Annotated in this window: 17 protein-coding genes and 1 other RNA gene; 11 read left to right on the top strand and 7 right to left on the bottom strand. The window is 64.2% G+C overall.

All coding sequences use genetic code 11. The features are described 5' to 3' along the window. Nucleotides 1–1,343: 1,343 nt before the first annotated feature. The gene (gene dnaK / locus V3330_RS02885) at nucleotides 1,344–3,269 is read right to left on the bottom strand and encodes a molecular chaperone DnaK (protein ID WP_354693886.1); all 1,926 of its coding nucleotides are present in this window, start codon (nucleotides 3,267–3,269) and stop codon (nucleotides 1,344–1,346) included. Between the two features lie 121 nt (nucleotides 3,270–3,390). Continuing rightward, nucleotides 3,391–3,978 carry a nucleotide exchange factor GrpE gene (gene grpE, locus V3330_RS02890; RefSeq protein ID WP_354693887.1) on the bottom strand — a complete coding sequence of 196 codons (588 nt, stop codon included), beginning with the start codon at nucleotides 3,976–3,978 and terminating at the stop codon, nucleotides 3,391–3,393. Nucleotides 3,979–4,161: 183 nt separating this feature from the next. Between grpE and recN the strand changes: the two genes are divergently transcribed. Continuing rightward, the gene (recN, locus tag V3330_RS02895) at nucleotides 4,162–5,835 is read left to right on the top strand and encodes a DNA repair protein RecN (RefSeq protein WP_354693888.1); all 1,674 of its coding nucleotides are present in this window, start codon (nucleotides 4,162–4,164) and stop codon (nucleotides 5,833–5,835) included. Nucleotides 5,836–5,865: 30 nt separating this feature from the next. Here recN and fur read toward each other — a convergent pair whose 3' ends face one another. Beyond that, complete coding sequence (gene fur, locus V3330_RS02900; protein WP_354693889.1) at nucleotides 5,866–6,309, bottom strand: ferric iron uptake transcriptional regulator; 444 nt, start codon at nucleotides 6,307–6,309, stop codon at nucleotides 5,866–5,868. A gap of 121 nt (nucleotides 6,310–6,430) precedes the next feature. On the opposite strand from fur, the gene V3330_RS02905 reads away from it, so the two are divergent. Beyond that, on the top strand, nucleotides 6,431–6,964 hold the full coding sequence (locus tag V3330_RS02905; protein ID WP_354693890.1) for an outer membrane protein assembly factor BamE: 534 nt from the start codon (nucleotides 6,431–6,433) through the stop codon (nucleotides 6,962–6,964). A gap of 108 nt (nucleotides 6,965–7,072) precedes the next feature. Here the strand turns inward: V3330_RS02905 and V3330_RS02910 are convergent, their stop codons facing one another. Continuing rightward, on the bottom strand, nucleotides 7,073–7,375 hold the full coding sequence (locus tag V3330_RS02910; protein ID WP_354693891.1) for an RnfH family protein: 303 nt from the start codon (nucleotides 7,373–7,375) through the stop codon (nucleotides 7,073–7,075). Then, nucleotides 7,372–7,824 (bottom strand): type II toxin-antitoxin system RatA family toxin, encoded by a 453-nt coding sequence (locus tag V3330_RS02915; protein WP_354693892.1) that lies wholly within the window; start codon nucleotides 7,822–7,824, stop codon nucleotides 7,372–7,374. Before V3330_RS02915 ends, V3330_RS02910 begins: the two co-directional genes overlap by 4 nt. A 148-nt stretch (nucleotides 7,825–7,972) precedes the next feature. On the opposite strand from V3330_RS02915, the gene smpB reads away from it, so the two are divergent. The 6 genes from smpB (at nucleotide 7,973) to V3330_RS02945 (ending at nucleotide 16,676) form a co-directional block, all read left to right on the top strand. Further along, complete coding sequence (gene smpB / locus V3330_RS02920) at nucleotides 7,973–8,443, top strand: SsrA-binding protein SmpB (RefSeq protein ID WP_354693893.1); 471 nt, start codon at nucleotides 7,973–7,975, stop codon at nucleotides 8,441–8,443. A gap of 15 nt (nucleotides 8,444–8,458) precedes the next feature. After that, on the top strand, nucleotides 8,459–10,276 hold the full coding sequence (gene pdxR / locus V3330_RS02925) for a MocR-like pyridoxine biosynthesis transcription factor PdxR (protein ID WP_354693894.1): 1,818 nt from the start codon (nucleotides 8,459–8,461) through the stop codon (nucleotides 10,274–10,276). A gap of 112 nt (nucleotides 10,277–10,388) precedes the next feature. Then, nucleotides 10,389–11,246 carry a carbon-nitrogen hydrolase family protein gene (locus V3330_RS02930; protein WP_354693895.1) on the top strand — a complete coding sequence of 286 codons (858 nt, stop codon included), beginning with the start codon at nucleotides 10,389–10,391 and terminating at the stop codon, nucleotides 11,244–11,246. 208 nt (nucleotides 11,247–11,454) lie between these two features. Next, a complete protein-coding gene (locus V3330_RS02935; RefSeq protein ID WP_354693896.1) occupies nucleotides 11,455–13,845 on the top strand; it encodes a TonB-dependent receptor in 2,391 nt (796 codons plus the stop codon). Nucleotides 13,846–13,921: 76 nt separating this feature from the next. Continuing rightward, nucleotides 13,922–15,514, top strand: a complete 1,593-nt coding sequence (locus V3330_RS02940; protein WP_354693897.1) for a tetratricopeptide repeat-containing sulfotransferase family protein — start codon at nucleotides 13,922–13,924, stop codon at nucleotides 15,512–15,514. Further along, nucleotides 15,501–16,676, top strand: coding sequence for an MFS transporter (locus V3330_RS02945; RefSeq protein ID WP_354693898.1), 1,176 nt, complete (start codon nucleotides 15,501–15,503; stop codon nucleotides 16,674–16,676). Before V3330_RS02940 ends, V3330_RS02945 begins: the two co-directional genes overlap by 14 nt. A gap of 71 nt (nucleotides 16,677–16,747) precedes the next feature. Here V3330_RS02945 and V3330_RS02950 read toward each other — a convergent pair whose 3' ends face one another. Further along, on the bottom strand, nucleotides 16,748–17,509 hold the full coding sequence (locus tag V3330_RS02950; protein WP_354693899.1) for an SDR family oxidoreductase: 762 nt from the start codon (nucleotides 17,507–17,509) through the stop codon (nucleotides 16,748–16,750). An 815-nt stretch (nucleotides 17,510–18,324) separates the two neighbouring features. On the opposite strand from V3330_RS02950, the gene ssrA reads away from it, so the two are divergent. Further along, nucleotides 18,325–18,687, top strand: a transfer-messenger RNA (tmRNA) gene (gene ssrA, locus V3330_RS02955). Between the two features lie 44 nt (nucleotides 18,688–18,731). On the opposite strand, the gene V3330_RS02960 is transcribed toward ssrA, so the two are convergent. Beyond that, nucleotides 18,732–21,020: an ATPase, T2SS/T4P/T4SS family gene (locus tag V3330_RS02960; protein WP_354693900.1), complete on the bottom strand. Its 2,289-nt coding sequence runs from the start codon at nucleotides 21,018–21,020 to the stop codon at nucleotides 18,732–18,734. A gap of 402 nt (nucleotides 21,021–21,422) precedes the next feature. Here V3330_RS02960 and V3330_RS02965 point away from each other — a divergent pair, with 402 nt between their 5' ends. Together V3330_RS02965 and V3330_RS02970 are read left to right on the top strand one after the other, a co-directional pair. Further along, nucleotides 21,423–21,773: a TraR/DksA family transcriptional regulator gene (locus V3330_RS02965; protein WP_354693901.1), complete on the top strand. Its 351-nt coding sequence runs from the start codon at nucleotides 21,423–21,425 to the stop codon at nucleotides 21,771–21,773. 95 nt (nucleotides 21,774–21,868) lie between these two features. Next, the gene (locus tag V3330_RS02970) at nucleotides 21,869–23,386 is read left to right on the top strand and encodes a coniferyl aldehyde dehydrogenase (protein WP_354693902.1); all 1,518 of its coding nucleotides are present in this window, start codon (nucleotides 21,869–21,871) and stop codon (nucleotides 23,384–23,386) included. The last annotated feature ends 10 nt before the right edge of the window (nucleotides 23,387–23,396 follow it).

Consider the following 23,396-nt stretch of genomic DNA (forward strand, 5'->3'; position numbering starts at 1 on the left):
CAAAGGCCAGCTGTAATGCTGCACCACGTTCATAGCGGCAAAGCCACTTGCGGATCGCATCCGGCTGGTTGGCTATCCGTTCAGTCCGTGTGTCTGGCCACGCACATATATCCAGGTGGTCCTTCGAAACATCCACGCCCAACGTGACGAGCTGTGCTTGACTTGCCATAATGACCTCCGCGGTTACCATGCCGTGCGCCGGGACTCACGCGACGCAAGCTCGTATGAATCGGCTGAGCGACAGCTAGGTTCCTAATCGGCGTTCCTGCGTGAGGAGGGATGGGGGCGAAATCTTCAGCAGTCTGTACCAACAGGTCAGAAGGCTACATCGTCCCTCCCATCCCGGCGCCCTTCATCTTCCCGAATCCGGGCGCTGTACACCATACGAGGCTACAGGGAAGTATTCACGCCGTCCCCTGAGGGGAATGTGCCGTAGCACCTGCCTGCTCGAGGGCACGTTTTTCCACAAGCGCACCAAACGAGCGGAATCTGAACTAAGGGAAACCAGTAAACAGTCAAAGCCGTTGAACCAGGACCCTGAGCGGTATGTCACGCCCCCCGGCTTGGCTGCAGCGACGTTGGCGAGCGGAACACAAAGGCAGAAGTGAATTTGAGCGCCGTAGCAGCGGTACGGGGTTGAGGAGATCCACCGCTCAGGTCCACATCTGCCCAGGCAGGTGATGCGGCGCGTTCCCCTCAGGGGTCTCGCCGCCAGGACGGCGGCGCGAAGGTTACACGGACGTATTAAAGCCGTCCCCTGAGGGGAATGTGCCGTAGCACCTGCCTGCTCGAGGGCACGGTTTCCATGAGCCTTCCAGATAAGCGGAATCTGAACTATGCGAAACCAGTAAACAGTCAAAGCCGTTGAACCAGGACCCTGAGCGGTATGTCACGCCCCCCGGCTTGGCTGCAGCGACGTTGGCGAGCGGAACACAAAGGCAGAAGTGAATTTGAGCGCCGTAGCAGCGGTACGGGGTTGAGGAGATCCACCGCTCAGGTCCACATCTGCCCAGGCAGGTGATGCGGCGCGTTCCCCTCAGGGGTCTCGCCGCCAGGACGGCGGCGCGAAGGTTACACGGACGTATTAAAGCCGTCCCCTGAGGGGAATGTGCCGTAGCACCTGCCTGCTCGAGGGCACGGTTAGCGTGAACCTTCCAGATGAACGGAATTGAACTGACGCGAAACCCGCAGGAAGTCAGAGCCCGCGTACCCGAGCCGTCAATGACATGCACTGGGTGCCATTGAGGTGAGTTGTGCCGTGTTTTGATACCGATCCGGAAACGCAAAACCCCGGCCGGGGCCGGGGTTCTGGTTGGAGCGGTTGGGGCCGACTGCCCCCGAGGTCAGGACTTCTTGTCGTCGTCCACTTCCTCGAACTCGGCATCGACCACATCTTCAGCCGAACCGCTGTCGGACTGGCCTTCGGAAGCCTGGCCTTCGGCCGACTCCTGAGCGGCCGCCGCGGCATGCTGGTGGATCGCCTGGGCGGCTTCACCCAGGGTGTTCACCGCAGCCTCGATGGCGTCCTTGTCGTCGCCCTTCATGGCTTCTTCCACGCCGGCGAGCGCGTCTTCGATCTTCTTGCGCTCGTCTTCGGACAGCTTGTCCTCGACTTCCGTGAGGCTGGAACGCGTGGCGTGAACCAGGGCATCCGCGCTATTGCGGGTCTGGACCAGTTCGTGGAACTTGCGGTCCTCGTCCGCGTGCGCCTCGGCGTCTTCCACCATGCGCTGGATCTCATCGTCGCTGAGCCCCGAACCGGCCTTGATCTCGATCTTCTGTTCCTTGCCGGTGGCCTTGTCCTTGGCGCTGACGTGCATGATGCCGTTGGCGTCGATGTCGAAGGTGACCTCGATCTGCGGCATGCCGCGCGGCGCGGCCGAAATACCGGCCAGGTCGAAGCGGGCCAGCGACTTGTTGGCCGAGGCGACTTCGCGTTCACCCTGCAGCACATGGACCGTCACGGCCGTCTGGTTGTCCTCCGCGGTGGAGAACACCTGGGTCGCCTTGGTCGGGATCGTGGTGTTCTTCTCGATCAGCTTGGTCATCACGCCGCCCAGGGTTTCGATGCCCAGGGACAGCGGGGTCACGTCGAGCAGCAGCACGTCCTTGACGTCGCCCGCGAGTACGCCGCCCTGGACCGCGGCGCCGATGGCGACGGCCTCGTCCGGGTTGACATCCTTGCGCGGGTCGCGGCCGAAGAATTCCGCCACGGCTTCCTGCACCTTGGGCATGCGGGTCTGACCGCCGACCAGGATGACATCATCGATGTCGCTGACCTTGAGACCGGCATCGTCCAGCGCCGTGCGGCACGGAGCGATGGTGCGGGTCACCAGTTCACCGACCAGGGATTCCAGCTTGGCGCGGGTCAACTTGATGTTCAGGTGCTTGGGACCGCTGGCGTCCGCCGTGATGTACGGCAGGTTCACTTCGGTCTGCTGGCTGCTGGACAGCTCGATCTTGGCGCGCTCGGCCGCTTCACGCAGGCGCTGAAGGGCCAGCGGATCGTTCTTCAGATCCACGCCCTGGTCTTTCTTGAACTCGGCGACCAGGTAATCGATGACGCGCTTGTCGAAGTCCTCACCGCCAAGGAAGGTGTCGCCGTTGGTGGCCAGCACTTCGAACTGGTGCTCGCCGTCGACTTCCGCGATCTCGATGATCGAGATGTCGAAGGTGCCGCCACCCAGGTCGTAGACCGCGATCTTGCGCTCACCGCCCTTCTTGTCCAGGCCGTAAGCCAGCGCGGCCGCGGTCGGCTCGTTGATGATGCGCTTGACCGTCAGGCCGGCGATTTTGCCGGCGTCCTTGGTGGCCTGGCGCTGCGAGTCGTTGAAGTAGGCCGGCACCGTGATCACGGCTTCGGTGACTTCCTCGCCGAGGTAGTCTTCGGCGGTCTTCTTCATCTTCATCAGTACGCGCGCGGAAATCTCAGGCGGCGCCATCTTCTTGCCGCCGGCTTCGACCCATGCGTCGCCGTTGTCGGCCTCGACGATCTGGTAGGGAACGAGGTCCCGGTCCTTCTGCACCACGTCTTCCTTGAACTTGCGCCCGATCAGCCGCTTGACGGCATTGAGCGTGTTCGTCGGATTGGTCACCGCCTGGCGCTTGGCCGGCTGGCCCACCAGGACTTCGCCGTCCTTGGTGAACGCGACGATGGAGGGCGTGGTGCGATCGCCTTCGGCATTTTCAATGACCTTGGGCGCATTCCCTTCCATCACTGCGACGCAGGAATTGGTGGTGCCAAGGTCGATACCTATGATCTTGCCCATGAATTTGTCTCCCAGACTCCGATATTCGGGTTTAAAGTCGATATGCCAAAAATGGGGCTGTGGCCCGGTTTTTCAATTGCCTGGAGGGCTTTTCGTGACCGAAATGTCCGCCAGGCCCTGTTCAGGGTTGCCGCGACACGATGACCCGCGCCGGGCGTATCAGCCGGTCGTGCAGCAGGTAGCCCTTCTGCAGCACTTCCAGCACCGTATTCTCGGGCTGGTCCTCCGAGGGCTGCATCGTCATCGCTTCATGCTGCTCGGGATCGAAAGCTTCACCGGCCGGATCGATCTCCTCCAGTCCGTGATCGGCGAGCACCTTGCTCAGCATTTTCAGGGTCAATTCCTTGCCCTCGCGCAGCGATTCAGCGGTCGAGGACTCATCGGCCATCTGCAGACCGCGCTCCAGGCTGTCCCGCACTTCCAGCAGGTCCTTGATGATTCCTTCCAGCGCGAACTTGCGCGAACGCTCCTGGTCACGTGCGAGTCGTTTGCGCTGGTTGTCCATCTCCGCCTGCATGCGCAACATCGCCTCGCGATGCTGGGCGAGTTCGCGTTCGGCGGCGGCCAGTTGCTCTTCCAGGCTTCCCGTCTCCCCATCACCGGCAGCCTCGGCCTGCGCCGAGGCGCCTCCGGATTCCGTGCCGTCCTGAGAATCCCGGCCGGCGTCTTCGGCTTCCGGCGCGGGGTGCTTTTGTTCGTCTTGGGTCACGATGATTGGCTCCTTGAGTGCATTGAACGCCGGGGCGTTCCGTCCCGCTCTCCGATATGGGGCTATGACCTGTTGATTCAAGCCGATTTCCGACAGCGGACGCGTTGCCGCCTGACCCCGGTCATGCTAGCTTGAGGGGCTGGCGCCACCCCACCGAACCTGGCCACGGAAGCCCGCATACCCTTGCTGACGCTGCTGCACATCCGCGACTTCGCGATTATCGAAAACCTCGAACTGGAAACCGGCGCCGGCTTCACCGCCATCACCGGTGAAACCGGTGCGGGCAAGTCCATGCTGGTCGACGCACTGGGCCTGCTGCTGGGCGGGCGCGCGGATTCGGGTAGTGTGCGGAGCGGCTGCGACAAGGCGGAACTGATCGCCGAATTCGAACTGGGCGACGACAGCGCAGCCCTGGACTGGCTGCGGCAGCACGACATGGAGGACGGTTCGGTATGCCTGCTGCGGCGCGTACTCACCAGCGCCGGACGGTCGCGCGCCTGGATCAACGGCAGTTCGGTCACCCTGTCGCAAATGCAGGAATTGGGCGAACTGCTGGTGGAAATTCACGGCCAGAACGAACACATCCGGCTGACCCGTGGTGACGAACAGTTTCGCCTGCTCGATGCCGGTGACAGCCACCCCGAACAGCGAGCCGCCGTCGAACAGGCTTTCGAGGACTGGCGCGAAGCAGATGGCCAATTGCAGGCACTGGATGCCGAAGACCCCCTGCCGGCGGGCGAACTGGAACTGCTCAATCACCAGATCGAGGAACTCGAACCCTGGGCCCTGTCCGCCGAAAAGTATGCAGCGCTGGAATCCGAACACCGCCTGCTGGCACGGGGTGGCGATGTCGTCGAGTCCCTGCAAGCCGCCCTGGATGTTCTGGAGGACGACGAGAGCGGCATTGGCCACCGGCTGAACGAACTGGTCGAGCGGGTCTCGGGCAACGCCGGGGCGGACGCGGATGTCGCCAATGCCGAGAAAGCCCTGCGCGAGGCTGCCATCAATTGCGAAGAGGCTCGCAGCAGCCTGCAGGGTGCCCTGAGCCGGATTGATCTGAGTCCGGAAAAACTGGCCGACCTGGATGCGCGAATGGCGCGGTTGCATGCCCTGGCCCGGCGCCACCGGGTCGGGCCGGAACAGCTGTGCGAGGTGCTCGAACGGCTGCGTACCCGGTGCGAGGAAGCCGGCAGTCGCGAGGAGCGGCGGCGCGCTCTGGAGCAGACCTGCGCCCGGCTGCTCGAAGCCTACCGCAAGGCCGCCGGAAAGCTCCACAAAGCACGGGCGCGGCGGGCCGCCACCCTGTCACAGGCGGTCACCGAGTTGATGCAGGTACTCGGCATGGAGGGTGGCGTGTTCGAAATGCACCTCGATCACGACCCCGAAGGTCCACCCAGCCGCCGCGGCGACGACCGCATCGAATTACGCGTCAGCGCCAACCCCGGCTTGCCGCCGGGCCCGCTGAAGAAGATTGCTTCGGGCGGCGAACTGTCCCGCATCAGCCTGGCGGTCAAGGTGGCCGCATCGGCGGACCGCCCGCCCCCGACCCAGGTTTTCGACGAGGTCGATGCCGGCATCGGTGGCGAAACCGCCAACGCCGTGGGCCACCTGCTGCGCAGCGCGGCCCGCGACGGGCAGGCGCTGTGCGTCACCCACCTGGCGCAGGTCGCGGTATGCGCCGACCGGCAGGTGCGGGTTCTGAAAAGCACCGGCGATGAAGCGACCCGCGTGCGCACGCATGTGCTGGACGAGGATGAACGGGTGGATGAAATCGCCCGCATGCTGGGGGGCAATCTTTCGGAACAGAGCCGCGCGCACGCTCAGGAACTGCTGCACGGCGCGCTGACCCGCCACTGACCCGCGCCCGGTCCCGGACCGCTCGTCCGATTACTCGGGCTTCGCTTTTTTCCTGGCGGGCCGCACGTAGATGACGAGGCTGTGGTCTTCGATGGTGTAGCCATGCGCCGCGGCTATTTTTTCCTGCAGGGCCTCGATTTCGTTATTGACGAATTCAATGACCTTGCCGGTTTCCACGCACACCATGTGATCGTGGTGTTTGCCTGAATCCAGCTCGTAGTACGCCTGACCACCCTCGAAATTGTGCTTCACCACCAGCCCGGCTGCCTCGAACTGGTTCAGCACACGGTAAACCGTGGCCAGGCCAATATCCTCGCCGGACTCGACCAGCGCCCGGTAGATATCGTCCGCGGTCATGTGCTTGTGCGCTTTCTGCTCGAGAATCTCGAAAATTCGTTTGCGCGGATGCGTGATCTTGAGACCGGCTTTGCGCAGATTCCTGACTTCCTGCTGCCCGGAGCTTTCCTGTTTCATGACTCGGTACTGTCGGTGCGACGGTCCGATATTGTATCATCCGTGGTTTACGCGCGATGCGTCCGGCACCACCGGCGCGAAAACCATTCATCACGTCCCTCAGCGAATGCCCGGTTACCGAATGAAACGACTGATCCGCTCCATTCCCCTGATTCTGCTGCTGTCCTCCATGGCCGGCTGCGGCTTGATCTACAAACAGAATGTGCAGCAAGGCAATGCCCTGGAGGACGAAGACCTCGACCAGTTGTACCTGGGCATGAACAAGCGTCAGGTTCTGTTCGTTCTGGGTTCGCCCTCCATACACGACCCGTTCCAGCCGCAACGCTGGGACTACGTGCAGACGTACAGCCGCCGCGGTGGTGAACCGACTCAGCGCACCATCACCCTGCGTTTCGAAAACGACGAGCTGACCGAGATCATCGGCTATGAGCCCGCCGGCGCCGACGATCCGGATTCGGCAGTCGCCGCATCAGGCGCGGCAGCCCAGCCCGACCCGCACAAGGAATCCGTCGAGGATGCCAGCGCGGAAGCCCTCGAACCGGAAATTCGCGGGCTCGGTGAGCGCACCGCGGATGAGCGTGAATTGGAAGCCGGACGCGATGTGATCAATCAGCGCCCCGCTGACGACCTGACTTCACCCGATATCGACGGCTGAGTCCGCCGGGCGTTTTTCATAGCCGCGGCCCGTCTCGCATGTCCGAGCCCGGGACACACCCATGATCGGGGAACGGATACCGGGAGACCCGGGAGCGGTGGGTGAATTTCAGCCCCGGCCGCGATCGCGCTCTGCTTTCTGGCGCCGCACTTCCTTCGGGTCCGCGATCAACGGACGGTAGATTTCGACCCGGTCTCCTTCGGACAGAACCTGGTCGAGGGTAATCCTGCGGCTGAAGATTCCCACGTCGGGTTCGGGCTCGATTTCCGGGAAACGGATCCGGATACCGGACGCTTCGATCGCCTCCCGCGCCGTGCTGCCTCGCGGCACGGTCAGGGTCACGATCTGCTGGGTCTCCGGGGTGGCCCAGGCGACTTCGACGGTCATCGTGTCCGGGTCCGCGCCACTCATGGCTTGCCGTTCTCTTCGCCCTGGGTGTAGACCGCTTCGGCCCGGCGCACGAAGTCAGCGACGAGTCGATCGGCCACATTGGAGAATCCGCGGCGAAATGCGGCCGACAACACCGAGTTGGAAAAGTCGAAAGCGAGATCGAGAGTGATCTTGCAACCGGAATCACCGAGCGCAAGAAAACGCCATTCGCCGGACAGTTGCCGGAACGGACCGTCGACCAGGGACATCGAGAGCCGCTGACCCCGTTCCAGTCGATTGCGCGTGGTGAAATCCTGGCGCAACCCGGCCAGCGAGACTTCGAGGCGGGCGAGTTGCATGTCACCGGATTGCTCGATCAGATCCGCCGCCGCGCACCAGCTCAGAAAATCCGGATAGCGTTCGATGTCCTCCACCAGGCGAAACATCGCCATGGCCGGGCGGGGCACCAGGGCTGTGCGGGTGATTTCCAAGGCGGCAACAACGCGTCTGACCGGGGCGCGCCAGCATAACACGAGCCGACACCGCTGGACCCGCGTGGTACCGGCGTGGTGCAATATCCGGTCTGGCGGAAGGCAGGCACCACCGCCGGTCCGAGCCACACAAGCCCCAGGGAGACGAATGAACGACACCAGCGCCACCGGCCGCAAGACCATCGCTGTCAACAAACGCGCGCGCTTCGACTACCACATCGAGGAGCGTTTCGAAGCGGGCCTCGCCCTGCAGGGCTGGGAAGTGAAATCCCTGCGCGAAGGACGGGTCCAGTTCGCCGACAGTTACGTTCTGCTCAAGGACCGCGAGGCCTATCTGTTCGGCTGCCAGATCAGTCCCCTGCCCACGGTGTCGACGCACATCGAGCCGGACCCCTTGCGCACCCGCAAACTGCTGCTGCACCGGCGCCAGATCGACCAACTGATCGGAGCGGTGGAACGCAAGGGATACGCGCTCATACCCACGGCCATGTACTGGACCCGCGGCAAGGCCAAGGTCGAAATCGGCCTGGCCAGGGGCAAGCGCCAGCACGACAAGCGCAAAACCATCAAGGAACGCGACTGGGAACGCGAGAAAGGCCGCATTCTCAAGCGTGGCTGAGTCACGAGCGTGACCATGAATGAGTCGCTGATCTACCTCGATCCGGACAGCAAGCAGAGCCTGCAGACGCAGATCCGCCAGAAGCTGGTGGACGCCGTGCTCAAGGGCGCCTACCCGCCCGGCACCCGCCTGCCCTCGTCGCGCAAGATGGCCGAGCAGCTCGGCGTGGCGCGCAACACGGTCGTGCTGGCCTATGAACAGTTGATCGAAGAAGGTTATCTGGTCAGCCGCGAGCGCAGCGGCATTTTCGTCAACGAAAGCGTGCGCGAGAACCGGATTGGCGTGCACCAGGCGCAGACACCCGACGCAGAGCAGGTGGCGCGGTGGAAATCGCGTATCCGTACGGACGTCGGAGAACGGCCCGAATTCGACTGGCCGGCAAACTGGCAGCAACACCCTTTTCCCTTCATCGACGGCCACTTCGATGCCTCGCTGTATCCGACCGCCTCGTGGCGGGAAGCCAGCCGCATGGCGCTGGGCGACCGGGTGGTGAACGAGGGAACGGTCACCGAGGGCGATGCCGACGACCCGATGCTGATTGACGAAATACGATCCAAGATGCTGCCCCGGCGCGGCATCACGGCGCAGCCCGATGAGATCCTGATTACCCTGGGAGAGCAGAACGCCCTGTTCCTGCTGGTGCAGTTGCTGGCCGGATCCGGCATCCAGGTGGCGGTCGAGGAACCCGGCAACCCGCGCATTCGGCAATTGCTGCGCCAGTCGGGCGCGGCCGTGCGACCGCAGCCGGTGGACGAACAGGGCATGGTGATCGACGACCGCCTGGACCGCAGCCAACTGGTCTACGTCACGCCCAGCCACCAGGTGCCCACGGCCGTCACCATGCCCAATGAGCGCCGCGAACAACTGCTGAAGAAGGCGCACGAGCGCGACCAGATCATCATCGAGGACGACTTCGAACACGAACGGAACTACCTCGGTCAACCGCATCCGGCTCTGCGCGGTATGGACCGGGACAACCGGGTCATCTACGTCTCCGCCCTGCCCCGCGTGCTGGCTCCCGGGCTGCGCATCGGTTTCATGGTGGCCGCGCCGGAACTGATTCGCGCCGCGCGCCGCCTGCGGCAACTGGTGGTCGGCCGGCCCTCGCTGGTCAATCAGCGAACCGCCGCCTACTTTCTGTCGCTGGGGCACTACGACTCGTTCATGGCCCGGCTGCACCAGGAGATGCGGGTACGCTGGACCGCCCTGCGCGATGCCCTCAACCACTACCGGCCCAAATCCATCGTCACCACGCCCAACCAGGGCGGCACCGCCTTCTGGGTGCGGGCCCCGGACGACATCGAGGTCGAACGGCTGACCCGTACCGCGGCCAAACGCGGCATCCTGATCGAGCCGGACACGCACTACCACGCCAACCGCGACACCTCGCGCAACTGTTTCCGCATGGGGGTGACCAGTATCCCCGAAAAGCGCATCCGGGAAGGCGTGGAACGCCTGCGCGAACTGATGTGGGAACTGAGCAAGGTGGAAGGCACGCAACTCGACCCGGACGATCCGCACCTGCTGCGCGGCGATGAGCTCCAGTCCGCGATGAGCGGCGCCACCCTGATCTACCGCACGGTGTACTGCGATCCCTGTGTTATCGAACTGCGGCGCAACGGCAGCATGGCCGGACGGGCCGGCGCCGCCAACGAAGATTGCGATGAAGGGCGCTGGTGGTGTGAAGGCGATCTGTGGCACCGGCAATGGCAACGCTGGGCCTATGGCGAGGAATCGGCCTACCACGTAACGCTCGACGGCCAGCACATCCGCTGGTACAACGATTCGGGCCGGCTGGTGGATGAAGCCATCCTGCACCGGCCGGAACCCTGACTGGCCTCATACGCCAGCGCCAACTGGTTCTACGCCGACCCACGGCCCACACGTAGTCTAGTCTCGAAAATCACCGGCCGCCGCGGGCGGCCGCACAGCCGTGGAGTTGATAATGGCCTATCTAGCCGTCGCCGGATTACAGCTCGAACTCGCCGGCGAGGACAACCTGTCGCGCCTGGAACGCGAAATCGACCGCACCTGCCAGCGCTATCCCTGGGTGCAGTTGCTGTTGCTTCCGGAACTGTGCACCTTCGGCCCCAACCCGGGGCAGGCCGTGGCCCTGCCGGGCGAAGTTGAATCCCGGTATTGCGAGGCTGCCGCCCGCAATGGCGTCTGGCTGGTGCCCGGCTCCATGTTCGAACGCGCGGGAGACCAGGTATACAACACCAGCCCGGTGATTGACCCGCAGGGCGAGGTCATCGCCCGTTATCGCAAGCAGTTTCCCTTCGCACCCTACGAAAAAGGCGTCAGCGGCGGCGACCGGTTTACCGTGTTCGATGTGCCCGGCGCGGGCCGGATCGGCGTGATCATCTGCTACGACATGTGGTTTCCGGAAACCGTGCGCACCCTGGCCTGGATGGGCGCGGAAGCCATTCTGTGCCCCACCATGACGACCACCATCGATCGCGACGTCGAGCTGTCCATCGCCCGTGCCAACGCGGCGGTCAATCAAGTGTGGTTCTTCAACCTCAATTGCGCCGGCCACCTCGGTTTCGGCCGATCCATCGTGGCCGGACCGGACGGCACCGTGATCCACACCGCCGGCTCGGGCCGCGAGATCATCACCGCGGAAATCGATTTCGCGCACGTACGGCGGGTGCGGCAGCGCGGCCTGCACGGCCAGACCCAGACCCTGAAGAGCTTTCGCGACCGACCGGTGGACTTTCCCGTGTACGCCGCGGACGCCGGCGCCGGCGCGCTGGGGGAGCTTGGCCCCCTGGAACTGCCGCGGCGGCCGGCCACGGACTGACGGGCCCCGGGTTCCCGTCCTAAACCGTGCTGAAAGGCGCCACTGACCCACCTGGACTCAAACGAACCCGCGAACTGGCCCTACGCCTGGCGGCGCGACTTCGATAGCTTAAACCTCGGACCCGTGCGGACGGGTCCGCCCATGGGGACAGAGAAACCGGGCACGACGACCCGAGACCACCGAAAACCGATTAGCCGGAGCAAATCACATGAATTCGAACCGCCAGGTCAAACGCAACACACTCAGCGCAGCGATCACCACCGCCCTGCTCGCCACGGGTCAGGCCGGCATCGCCGCCGCTCAGGAACAGGCGGGCTCCGAGAGCGCCGGCGGCCGCCTGCTGGAGGAGATCGTCGTCACCGCGCAGCGGCGTGAACAGAGCATCGTCGACATTCCCTACAACATCTCGGCCGTCAGCGGCGAGTTCATCGACGACGGGTTCATTCTCGAGACCTCCGAGTTGCTGCGTTCGGTGCCGGGCGCCGCCGTGGTCGACATCGGCCATCGCAACACCGGTGTGGTCAACACCATCCGCATCCGCGGCCTGACCATCGACAGCAACATCGTGGGCGATTTTTCGCTGTCCACGGTGCCGACCGTTTCCACCTACCTCAACGATACCCCGGTATTCGCCAACTTCATTCTCAAGGATCTCGAACGGGTCGAAGTGCTGCGTGGCCCGCAGGGCACGCTGTACGGCTCCGGCTCGCTGGGTGGCACGGTGCGTTACATCGCGCGCCGGCCCGTGCTGGGGGAATGGGAAGGCATGGTCGAGGGCCACATCAGCGACACCAAGGGTTCCTCTGGCACCAACTGGGGCGCCAGCGCCGTGATCAACATCCCGCTGGGCGACACCTTTGCCGCCCGCATCGTGGCCGGCAAGATCGACAACGACGGGGTCGTCGACCTGCCCAATGTCTACGTGCTGGACAACGAGGGCATTCCCGTTGCACCCGACGGGCCGCTGGCCGACACCGCGGTGTACGAGTCCATCGAGGACGCCGACACGGTCGACATCGAGTACGCGCGGGTATCGCTGGCCTTCGAGCCAAACGACAAGTTCGACGCCCTGCTCACATGGACCACACAGGACGACGACATCGGCGGGCGTATGCACCCCACCAACGGACTCGACGGCTGGGGCGACCCATACGACGATTACGAGGCCGGCTCCATCCAGCGCGAGCCGTCCGAACGCGAGGTCGACCTGGTCAGTCTGGAAATGAACATCGATCTCGGATTCGCGACCCTGACCAGCAGCACGTCCGGATACGAACATTCCGGCTCGTCGACCAGCGAGAACACCGGGTTCTATGCCCAGCTCGGCTGGCTCGGCGCGTTCTACTACAACTACCCGCGCCCGATGGCATCGGCCGTTCGCACCTACGACGACGAGGCCTTTATCCAGGAACTGCGGCTGGTTTCCAACGGCGACGGCATGTTCGACTGGGTGGTTGGTGCCTACTACGCCGACGAAGACAAGTTCGCCTCGCAGGACAGTTTCCTGCGCGGCTTCAAGAACTGGGCGGACGCAGCCTGGGGCTGCTGCGTGATCAGCGACCAGGACTTCCGCTACCGGCGCGACGAGAACTTCGAGGACAAGGCGCTGTTCGGCGAACTGACCTGGAACATCAGCGAGACGTTCCGCATCACCGGCGGCTTCCGCTCTTTCGACCATGATTACAAGAACACCACCAACATGGGTGTGGGTCTGTACACCTCGTTCTCGTTCGACGATACGGTGGAGTTTTCGGACAGCGATTCCGACACCCTGTTCAAGTTCAACGCCTCGTGGGACATCCACGACCGGATGATGGCCTACGGCACCATCTCCGAAGGATATCGGCGCGGCGGCACCAATGCCGTACCGCTGTCCGGCGTGTTCGCCGAGGATCCGGTCTGGCAGCGTTACGGACCCGACACCGTGACCAACTACGAGATCGGCATCAAGGGAACCGGCGACCAGAGCTTCTACAACATCTCGCTGTTCTACGTGGACTGGGAGGACATCCAGCTCAATACCGCCACCACCAATTGGGCCTTCTTCGCCGCTCAGAATGCCGAAGATGCCCACACCGCCGGGCTGGAGGCCGAATTCGACTTCTACTTCGGACAGGGCTGGCACGCCAACCTGGGCTATGCCTACGTGAGCGGCGAACTCGACAACGACTTTTTCGCCGCCGACGACCCCAACCAGACCAGCCCCATCGCGCGCGAGGGAACGAAACTGCCCGGGTTGTCCGAACACACCCTCAACGCCACCGTGGACCATGCCTTCAATCTGTCGAACGGCTGGGAGTGGCGCAACCGGATCACCGGCTACTGGCAATCGGAAATGGAGAATTCCGTTCTGCCGTCGCCGCGCTTCAACCAGACTCTCGACGATTTCGCGATCGTGGATTTCAGTTCCACGCTGGCGATCAACCATTGGGCCGTCACCCTGTTCGTCAAGAACCTGTTCAACGAGGACGGTATTGTGGGCGTGTTCAAAGAGCAGTACATGGGCACCGACCCGGCGCAGAATTACTTCGGAAACGGCAGCAAGGAACTGATTTCGCGGCCGCGCACCGTCGGCGTCAACCTGCGTTACGACTTCTGAGCACGGGCGCGGCGACCGGTCCAGCCGGGCGCCGCGCCACGCTCCGCACGACGATCCGACCCGGTACACTGACGGCATGACGCCCGCGAGTGACCCGACCCACCCGGCCGGACCATCGGCAGCCACACCCGACCCGGGCTCCACCGGCGCCGCGAAGGATTCGGCGGAAGAAGCCCTGCGACGCAGCCTGGCAGCCCAGAACCTGGGTGACTTCGCGGCCATGCTGGCCGCGGCGGAACACGCCTGGAAGCTGGATCCGGACCACCCCGACACCGCCCTGCGACTGGCCGAGTGCCGCCTTTTCTGCAGCGATGTGGCGGGTGCGATCCGCCTGCTCGGCGAGCGCGAGAAGGCCGCCGGGCACGACGTGGCGCAACTGCTGCGCATCGCCGAACGCTACACCCAGTGCGCGCGGCACACCGACGCCCTGCGCTGTGCCCGACGCGCGGCGGACCAGGCGCCTGGCAACCCCCAAAGCCTGTACAACCTCGCCGCCGCGTGCATCGCCGCCGGTGAAATTCACGAGGCGGAGACCCTGCTGACCGAAGTTATTCGCCTTAACCCCCGGGACTACGATGCCTGGTACAACCGTTCGACCCTGCGGCGGCGCAGCACGGCGGACAATCACATTGACGAATTGCGCTACGTGCTGGCCCACCTGGATCCGGACGAAGCTGGCCTGGTGCCGGTATGCTACGCGCTGGCCCGCGAACTGGAAGACCTGGAACGCCACGACGAAGCATTCGACTACCTGCAGCGCGGCGCCCAGGCACGCCGGCGACGCCTGAGCTACCAGGTCGAGGACGACCTGGAAACCCTGCGCCAGATCACCAACACGTTTGACGCCGCGCGCATGGCGCAGGCACCCGCCCTCGAATCACCGGGGTGCCCCGTCTTCGTCATCGGCCTGCCGCGCAGCGGCACCACGCTGGTCGACCGCATCATCGGCACCCACAGCCAGGCCACCAGCCTGGGGGAAATCAACATGCTGGCCTACGGCGTGATGCACGCCGTCAGCGAAACCACCGGCGGCGCGCAGAATACGGCGGAGCCAGGAGCCCCCGGCAGCGACCCGGCGCGGAGCAAACCGGGTTTCGTCGCGGCCTCGTCAGGAATCGACATGGCCCGGCTCGGCGCGCGCTACCGGCAGGCACTGCAAGGCTTCGGCGAAAACACACCGCGCCTGGTCGACAAAACGCCGCTCAATGGCCTGTACCTGGGCCTGATCCGCCTCGCGCTGCCCGAAGCCCGGATCATTCACGTGCGCCGCCACCCGGTGGACAGTTGCCTGGCCATGTACAAGACGCTGTTCCGCATGGGCTACCCCTTCAGCTACCGCCTGCAGGACGTGGGGCGTTACGTGATCGGATGGCACCGGTTGATGGATCACTGGCGGGAGGTGGCCGGCGACGGCCTGCTGGATGTGGACTACGAGAATCTGGTGGGTGACCCGGAAGCCGAAACCCGCCGTGTGCTGGATTTTCTCGGCTTGCCGTTCGAGGCGGGCTGCCTGCGTTTCCACGAAAGCACCGCGCCCGCGGCCACGGCCAGCGCGGCCCAGGTGCGCGAGCCCATTCACAGCCGCTCGGTGGGCCTGTGGCGGCGCTATGCCCGCCAGCTCGGACCCCTGGCTGCCCGTCTCAAGGAGCACGGACTTGAATTCGACTGATACGAAACCCGGCCGCCACGTGGCGCCAGCCGGCATGGCCGCCCGCGTGTTCCTCGCTTTCCTCGCCACGGCGGGCTTTTTCTACGTCAACCTGATGCCGGCCATCGTCGATGGGCTCATCGAGGGCCTGGGGTTCACCAATCAGCAGGCGGGCGCGGTGGGATCGGCCAATATCTACGGCGCCGCCTTTGGCGCTTTGGCCATCGTGTTCGTGGTGCGGCGGCTGCGCTGGAAAACCGCCGCGACGGTCTTGCTGGGCCTGCTGATCGGTATCGACCTCGCCTCACTGGCCGTTACCGAGCCCACGACCCTGACCGCGCTGCGCTTTGGTCACGGCTTCGTTGGCGGCATGTTGATCGGCACCGCGTTCGCGGTCATCGCGCGCACCGAGCAGCCGGACCGGACGTTCGGTGTGCTGTTGTTCGTGCAGTTCGGCCTCGGCGGCCTCGGGGTGATGTTCCTGCCGGGCCTGGTACCGGTGCTCGGCACCCCCGTGCTGTTCCTGTCACTGGTCGCCTTCAGCGGCGTCACCCTGGCGATGCTGCCGTTTCTGCCGCCCTACCCGGTCGCCATCCCCGGCGCGACCGACGCACCCGCACCGCGGATTCCGCGCGTGCCGCTGACCCTGACCCTGGCCGCCCTGTTTCTGTTTCAGGCCGCCAACATGGGGTTGTACGCCTACATCATCGGTCTTGGCACGCATTACGGACTGGAAAGGACGTTCATCACCACTGCGCTCGGATTCTCGGCGTGGCTCGGACTGGCCGGTGCCGGCCTGGTCATCGTTTTCGCCAACCGTCTCGGCTACACCCGCTCGCTGGTGGCCGGCATCGGGGTGACCATCCTGGCGACTGCGGCGCTGCTGCGCAGCGACATTCCCGCCCTGTTCTTCGCCGTCAATGCGCTGATCGGCATCACCTGGGCCTTCACCATCCCGTACCTGCTGGGGCTGGCCGCCCGCTTCGACAAGACCGGAACGATGGCCGCCCTGGGCGGCTTCGCATCGAAGATGGGCCTGGCCTCGGGCCCCGCGGTCGCCGCCGGACTGCTGGGTGACAACCGTTATGCCCTGCTGATCTGGACCGCCTGCGGCGCCCTGTTACTGTGCCAGGCCGTGGTCCTGATTCCGGCACGCCTGATCGACGCCCGCCACTCCGACTGACACGGGGCGCACCGGATGCGACCACGCGGCGGCCCCGTCAACCCGGACCGGGCCGCTCCGCCGTCGCGCGCTCAGAGGCGCATGCCACCGTCGATCCCGAAATCACGGCCGTTGACGAAATCATTCTCGATGATGAACTGGACGGTCACGGCGATTTCGTCCGGTACGCCAAGGCGCCCGGCCGGAATGGCGCGGGACATCTTTTCCAGCGCCTCCGGTTTCATCGCCGTCACCAGGTCGGTGCGAATGAAGCCCGGTGAGATCGACGCCGTGCGAATGCCCAGGCGCGCGAGTTCCTTCGACCAGGCCACCGTGATCGCCTGGACCCCCGCCTTGGTGGCCGAATAGTTCGTTTGCCCCATGTTCCCGTGGCGCGAAATGCTGGATATGTTCACGATCACGCCACCGTCGCCGGCCCGGGCCATCTGCTCCGCCGCGGCGCGCCCACACAGGAATACTCCGGTCAGGTTCACGTCGACCACCTGGCGCCAGTGCTCCAGGCTCATGCGCGATTGCAATTCGCCGTCACGAAATTTGACCAGCAGGCCGTCACGGGTGATACCGGCATTGTTCACCAGCACGTCGAGGCGGCCGAAATGCTCACGTACCCGCGCCATCGCCCCATCCACCGAGTCTTCCCCGCTAACGTCGCATTCCAGCGTCAGGCACCGATCCTGAGTCAGATCCATCTCCGCCGCCAGTTCCTCCAACGGGCTTGCATTCATGTCCAGCAGCGCCAGCCGCGCACCGGAACCCGCCAGCCGCCGCGCCATGGCCGAGCCAAGCCCCCCGGCCGCCCCGGTGATCACAATGACGCTGTTTTCGAGTTTCATATCATCAATATCCTTTATATTTCAATTAATTAAAAACTTATTCTGATAAATTGCTTAACCATTCAGACGCAGCTTACCCGGCACCACGCCACCTTGGCGCGAGTGGATCCCGGATCGCCGCTGCGCGCCATCCGGAATGACGAAGGGTAAACCACTTCCGGAATATCGGAGAGTTAGCGACATCCGGGATGATAAAGGCTAAACGACGTCCGGGATGATGAAGGCTAAACGACGTCCGGCACAACGAAGGGTTAGCGTTAGCACCGTCACCCCGGCCCCCGAGCCGGGGCCTACACGCCAAGGCCCACTCCAGCACCCTTCCCGACTCACGCCCCAACCCCGGTACTGTCACCCCGGCCCCCGAGCCGGGGCCTACACGCCAAGACCACTCGGTGGCCGGACCATTGCAACCACAGAACCACTTCACAAGTCTGGCGCGGCCACTCGCTTCAAACGCTGCCGCAAAATTCAACGCCGGGTGGATCCCGGATCGCCGCTGCGCGCCGTCCGGGATGACGGAAGCTCAGCGCCAGCACCGCCACCCCGGCCCCGAGCCGGGGCCCACACGCCGAGGACCACTCCGGCACCCTTCCCAACTCACGCACCAACCCCGGTACTGTCACCCCGGCCCCCGAGCCGGGGTCCACACGCCAAGGCCCACTCCAGCACCCTTCCCAACTCACGCACCAACCCCGGTACTGTCACCCCGGCCCCCGAGCCGGGGTCCACGAACCGGGGCCACAAACGGAACAATCCACCTCGAGCACTGTCTGAATTCCTGTCCGCTGATGTATCATGGCGGCCAATGATCTCACGGGGGCGACCTGGCTTCGACGCGGGTAGCGAAACCGGAGGTGCATGCCGAGTTGCAAACATCTCGTAAAACTGCTTGCAAACCATATAGTTGCCAACGACGACAACTACGCACTAGCAGCTTAAACACCTGCCTTAGTGCCCTCCGCCCGGAGCATGCCTGTGTGCGCCGGAGCCCGGGGGTCGACCCACACAGGATCGCGATGAAGCTCGCCTGGAGTGGATTCGTTAAAACTCAGCCAGGCTCGTTGCCGGTCTTCCCTGCCTTTCGGGTAGCCAGCAACTAAAACAGTAGAAAGGATAAGCATGTAGAGCCAAGGGCGGAGTACTTGCGGACGCGGGTTCGATTCCCGCCGCCTCCACCAACACAAAAGGTCACCTTCGGGTGGCCTTTTTCTGTTCTCCGTCGTCAGTGAACTTTGTCGGGCGGGCGCTCTTCGGCCATGCGTTCGGCGGGCAGTACACGCGGCAGTTCGGACAAGGGAATCACGCCGTCGGTCACCAGTTTCAGGGCGCTGTCCCGCATGGTGATCATGCCGGCGCCCAGCGCCACCTGGCGCAGTTCGTCGACGGTCACGCGTCGCGTAATGGCGCTGCGCACATCCGCGCTGGCGCGCAGGAACTCCAGCACCGCCACGCGGCCTTTGGTGCCGCGATCGCCGCAGGCCGAACACCCTTTGCCTTTGAATGCGCGGAAGCGCGATGGCACGTCACCGGTGGGAAACAGCTCCGCCATGATCGCCGGCTCCGGTTCGGCGGGCTCGCTGCAACACTCGCAGATGCGCTTGGCCAGGCGCTGCGCGAACACCGCCAGCAGCTCGCTCGCGATCGAGTTGGCGTGCATATCGAGATCGAACAGGCGCTGGACGGCATCCACGGCATCATTGCTGTGCAGGGTCGAGAGCACCAGGTGTCCGGTCTGGGAGGCACGAATGGCCTCGAGCGCGGTCTCGCTGTCGCGGATCTCTCCGACCAGGATGACGTCGGGATCCTCGCGCACGAACGCTCGCATCGCATTGGCGAAGACGAATCCGATCTCCGGCCTGGCCTGCGTTTGCTGAATGTTGTGCATCGAGTACTCGATCGGATCCTCGATCGTGATCACCTTGCGTGATGCATCTCTGGAAAGCACCCGAAGACCGGCGTAGAGCGTAGTCGATTTTCCCGACCCCGTCGGGCCCACCACCAGGATGAGTCCGCCCGGGTTCTCGAGCAGGCGCCGATACTCGTCTGCTATCCGGTCCGGAAACCCCAGCTCCCGGATTGAAAGGACATGTTCATCCTGCGGTAGCAGCCGAATGATGGCATGTTCGCCGTAGAGCGCCGGCTGGGTCTGCACACGCAGATCGAACGTGCTGGATCCGGCCCGCCGCCGAAAACGCCCGCCTTGTGGAAGCCGGTGCTCTGCGATATCGAGCTCGGCGTTGATCTTGAGCACATTGATCAGCGATCTCAGCTCGAACCGGGTCAGCTGAAAATGCGACATGTCGCGGAGTTCGCCGTCGATCCGAAAACGGATGCGCACATTTTCATCGTAGACCTCGAGATGAATATCACTGGCGCGTTCGGCGACCGCATCGAGCAACATGGCCTCGAAGATGGCTACCATGCGGGAATCGAGCGAGTGGTCACCGAACAGATCCCGGGTCGGCGCCAGATCCTTGGCTTCCGACTCTTCCATCGGCTTTTGTTCTTTCAGTGGACCGAGTGTCAGAGCGGACCAGATTCGCTGAAAATCGGTCGGCGTGACCAGATAACGGTGCACGTCATGCGCATTCAGGGCGGCGGCCAGCGCATCGAACCGGCCGGAAGGATCTGTTGTCGCCACGAACAACAGGTGACCTTCGCGCCGAATCGGCAGCACGCAGGCATATTCGAGATACGGGGTCGACACGCGCTGGTACAAATCGGGGTTGAGTTGTCGCAGCAGCTCTCCGGCGGTGGCTTGCTCGCAGCCGTGCCGAACCGCCAGGGCCCGGTAGAGTTCGGCCTCGTCGACCAATCCACGAGCCAGCAGCGCCGATTCGAACGATCGGCCTTCGGTGGCAGCGTCTCGGGCGACCTCCTCAACGCTGCCGCGGTCGACCAGCCCCATTTCGACGAGCACGTCACCGAGTCGACAGCTGCCGCTGCCCGGGCTGAGCAGTTCCTCATCAAAGCGGTCGCCCACTCGTGTGACCCGCAGGATACGTGCCGGCTGACCCACCAACGCTACCAGGCGCCCGCCGTCGGCCAGCTGCCGGCGAAGTTCCGGAGGCACTCGGCCACCCCGTACACAGAACACGATCGCGTCAAAGGGGGCTTCCTCCGGAAGACCAAGCAGACCATCACCGAAGTGGGCATGCACGTTGCGGTATCCAAGCCGTTCGTACACTGTCTTCGCGTGCCGGACCAATGCTTCCACGGTTTCCACCGTGTGCACCTCGGCGGCAATCCCGCCCAGCAGCGCAGCCCGATAGCCGGTACCCGTCCCGATTTCGAGCACACGGTCGCCGGGCGCAATGCGCGCAGCACGCCCGAGGGAGACGGTTTCGAGCATTCCGAGAGTCGACCACGCCGGATGGCCGGAAGCATTCTGAACAGACGTGTCGAGCTGGAACGCGTCGCGCGGGATCTGCTCGAGAGCCCGCTTGATTGCCGGGCTGGCATTTTCCAGCAAGGGCAGGCTGGCGTCATCTGAGGAATCGATAGCAGACATAGCGCCCCTTTACGCTTCGTCGAGATGTTGTACTCCCACATTACTGGAAAGGACATTACGGAGAGTTGACCCGGGGCAATTGTCTTTCAGAAATGGCCCGTTCTATCAACCGGACCGGGATTGAAGTGGTGAACAGATACCGCTCGCTATTTAAAACGGCAGCGGAATCAGGGTAAGGTGGATGGCAGCAAGACTCGAGCGATGGCTGCATCGTGCAGGAAAGGCGCACCACGTACCCGATGCGCGTTCGCAGGGCATGCACCGTACGGCTCGCGTTCATCACCATGAGTGCGCGGCGAGGTGTCCGCAACCGCCCGCAGACGAATGCGCCCGGCCCTGGCTGATTGGCCTGACGGCCGGCCGCGAACCCGCCCCCGAGGCCAGTTAACCACCGTTGTCATCATGGATCCAGAGCATCTCGATCACTTCCGCGAACGGCTCGAAACGCAGCGCCGGGAGTTGCAGGACAACGCCGAAACCGCGCACGAATCCACGCAAACCGTGGCGCTGGACCAGGCCCGGGTGGGCCGGCTGTCGCGCATGGACGCCTTGCAGGGACAGGCCATGGCGGTGGAAGCGCAGCGCCGCCGCACCTTGTGGCTGCGCCGCATCGAGGCGGCGCTGCGGCGCATCGAGGCTGGTGAGTACGGCTGGTGCACCCATTGCGAGGAAGCTATTTTACCGGCCCGGCTGGAGACCGATCCCGCGGTCACGCTGTGCATCGCCTGCGCCGAACGGCAGGAAACCCGGTAACTCGGGCCGACGTCAGCCCGGTTGCGGAATCGAGAGCATGGACTGTTCCGGCGGAAAGCGCTGATTTCACTCGTCTTCATGCGATAATCGGACCCATGAATTCATCTCCCGGCAATCTCTCCCCCGATTCGTCCGCGGTGACGAACCCCCGTGCCGATGCGATCGGCCTCGAGGGCGATCTCGCGGCCGGGCCTCCAGACGACATCCGCGCCCGGCTGGCACAGGTGCTGCAGGATCAGCGCACCGCGTTCGACGCCCACCCCAGCCCCGATTATCGCAATCGCAAGGCCAGCCTGCTGGCACTCAAGCGCCTGGTGAGCGACAACCACCCGGCACTGGTCGAGGCCATCAACGCCGACTACGGCAACCGCTCAAGGCACGAAACGATGTTCTCCGAGATCGTGGTCGTCCTGGAGAGCATCGATCATGCCCTCAGGCACCTGAAACGCTGGATGAAACCCCGCCGCCGCCGGGTTGACTGGATGATCTATCCCGGCGCGCGAAATCTGCTCATTCCGCAGCCGCTCGGGGTGGTGGGCGTGATCGTACCGTGGAATTTTCCGGTGCAACTGGCTTTCGCGCCGCTGGCGAACATTTTCGCCGCAGGCAATTCGGCGATGGTCAAACTGTCGGAGAACTCACCGCGGCTCGCCGAACTGCTGACCCGTCTGAGTCCCGATTATTTTCCAGCGGAAAAACTGCAGTTTTTCGCCGAAACGGGCAACGTGGGTGTCGAGTTCTCGCAACTGCCCTTCGACCACCTGCTGTTTACCGGATCGGGGCAGACCGGCCGCAAGGTGATGGCGGCCTGCGCGGAAAACCTGACGCCGGTGACCCTGGAACTCGGGGGCAAATCGCCGGCGGTGATCGCGCCGGACTACCCGTTGAAACGCGCGGTGGAGCGCATTCTTTACGGCAAGCTTCTCAATGCCGGTCAGGCCTGCGTGGGCGTGGACCACTGCTATGTGCCAGCGGACCGGCTGGATGCCTTCGTCAGCGCCAGCCGCGAGTACGTGGCCCGCCACTACCCGGACATCGCCAGTCCGGACTACACGTCCATCATCGACGACCGCTCTTTCGAGCGTCTGCAGGCAAGCCTGGAAGACGCGGCGGCACGCGGCGCGGAACTGATCAATCTCAGCGCACCCGCCTCGCCCCTGCCGCGGCAGCGCAAATTTCCGCCCCACCTGGTGCTGGGTGCCGATGACCGCATGGAAGTCATGCAACGGGAAATTTTCGGCCCCGTCCTGCCGGTGTTCACCTACACCGATCCACGAGACGTGGTCGATGCCATCAATCGGCGCGACCGGCCGCTGGCGTTCTACCCGTTCACCCACGACCGCAAATTGCAGCGCTTCTACATCGAACAGACTCGCTCGGGTGGTGTCTGCATCAATGACACCCTGCTGCACGTGGCGCAGCACGACCTGCCCTTCGGCGGTATCGGCCCCAGCGGCATGGGGCACTACCACGGTCGCGAAGGTTTCGAAACCTTTTCCAAACTGCGACCCGTGTTCCACCAGGCACGCTTCAGCAGCCTGAAATTGCTGGCCCCACCGTATGGGCGACTGGCCGACCGGGTTCTCGACCTGCTGATCCGACTGCACCGCTGAGGAGACTTTC

This window comes from Elongatibacter sediminis, assembly GCF_037892215.1.
GTDB lineage: Bacteria > Pseudomonadota > Gammaproteobacteria > Xanthomonadales > SZUA-36 > Elongatibacter > Elongatibacter sediminis.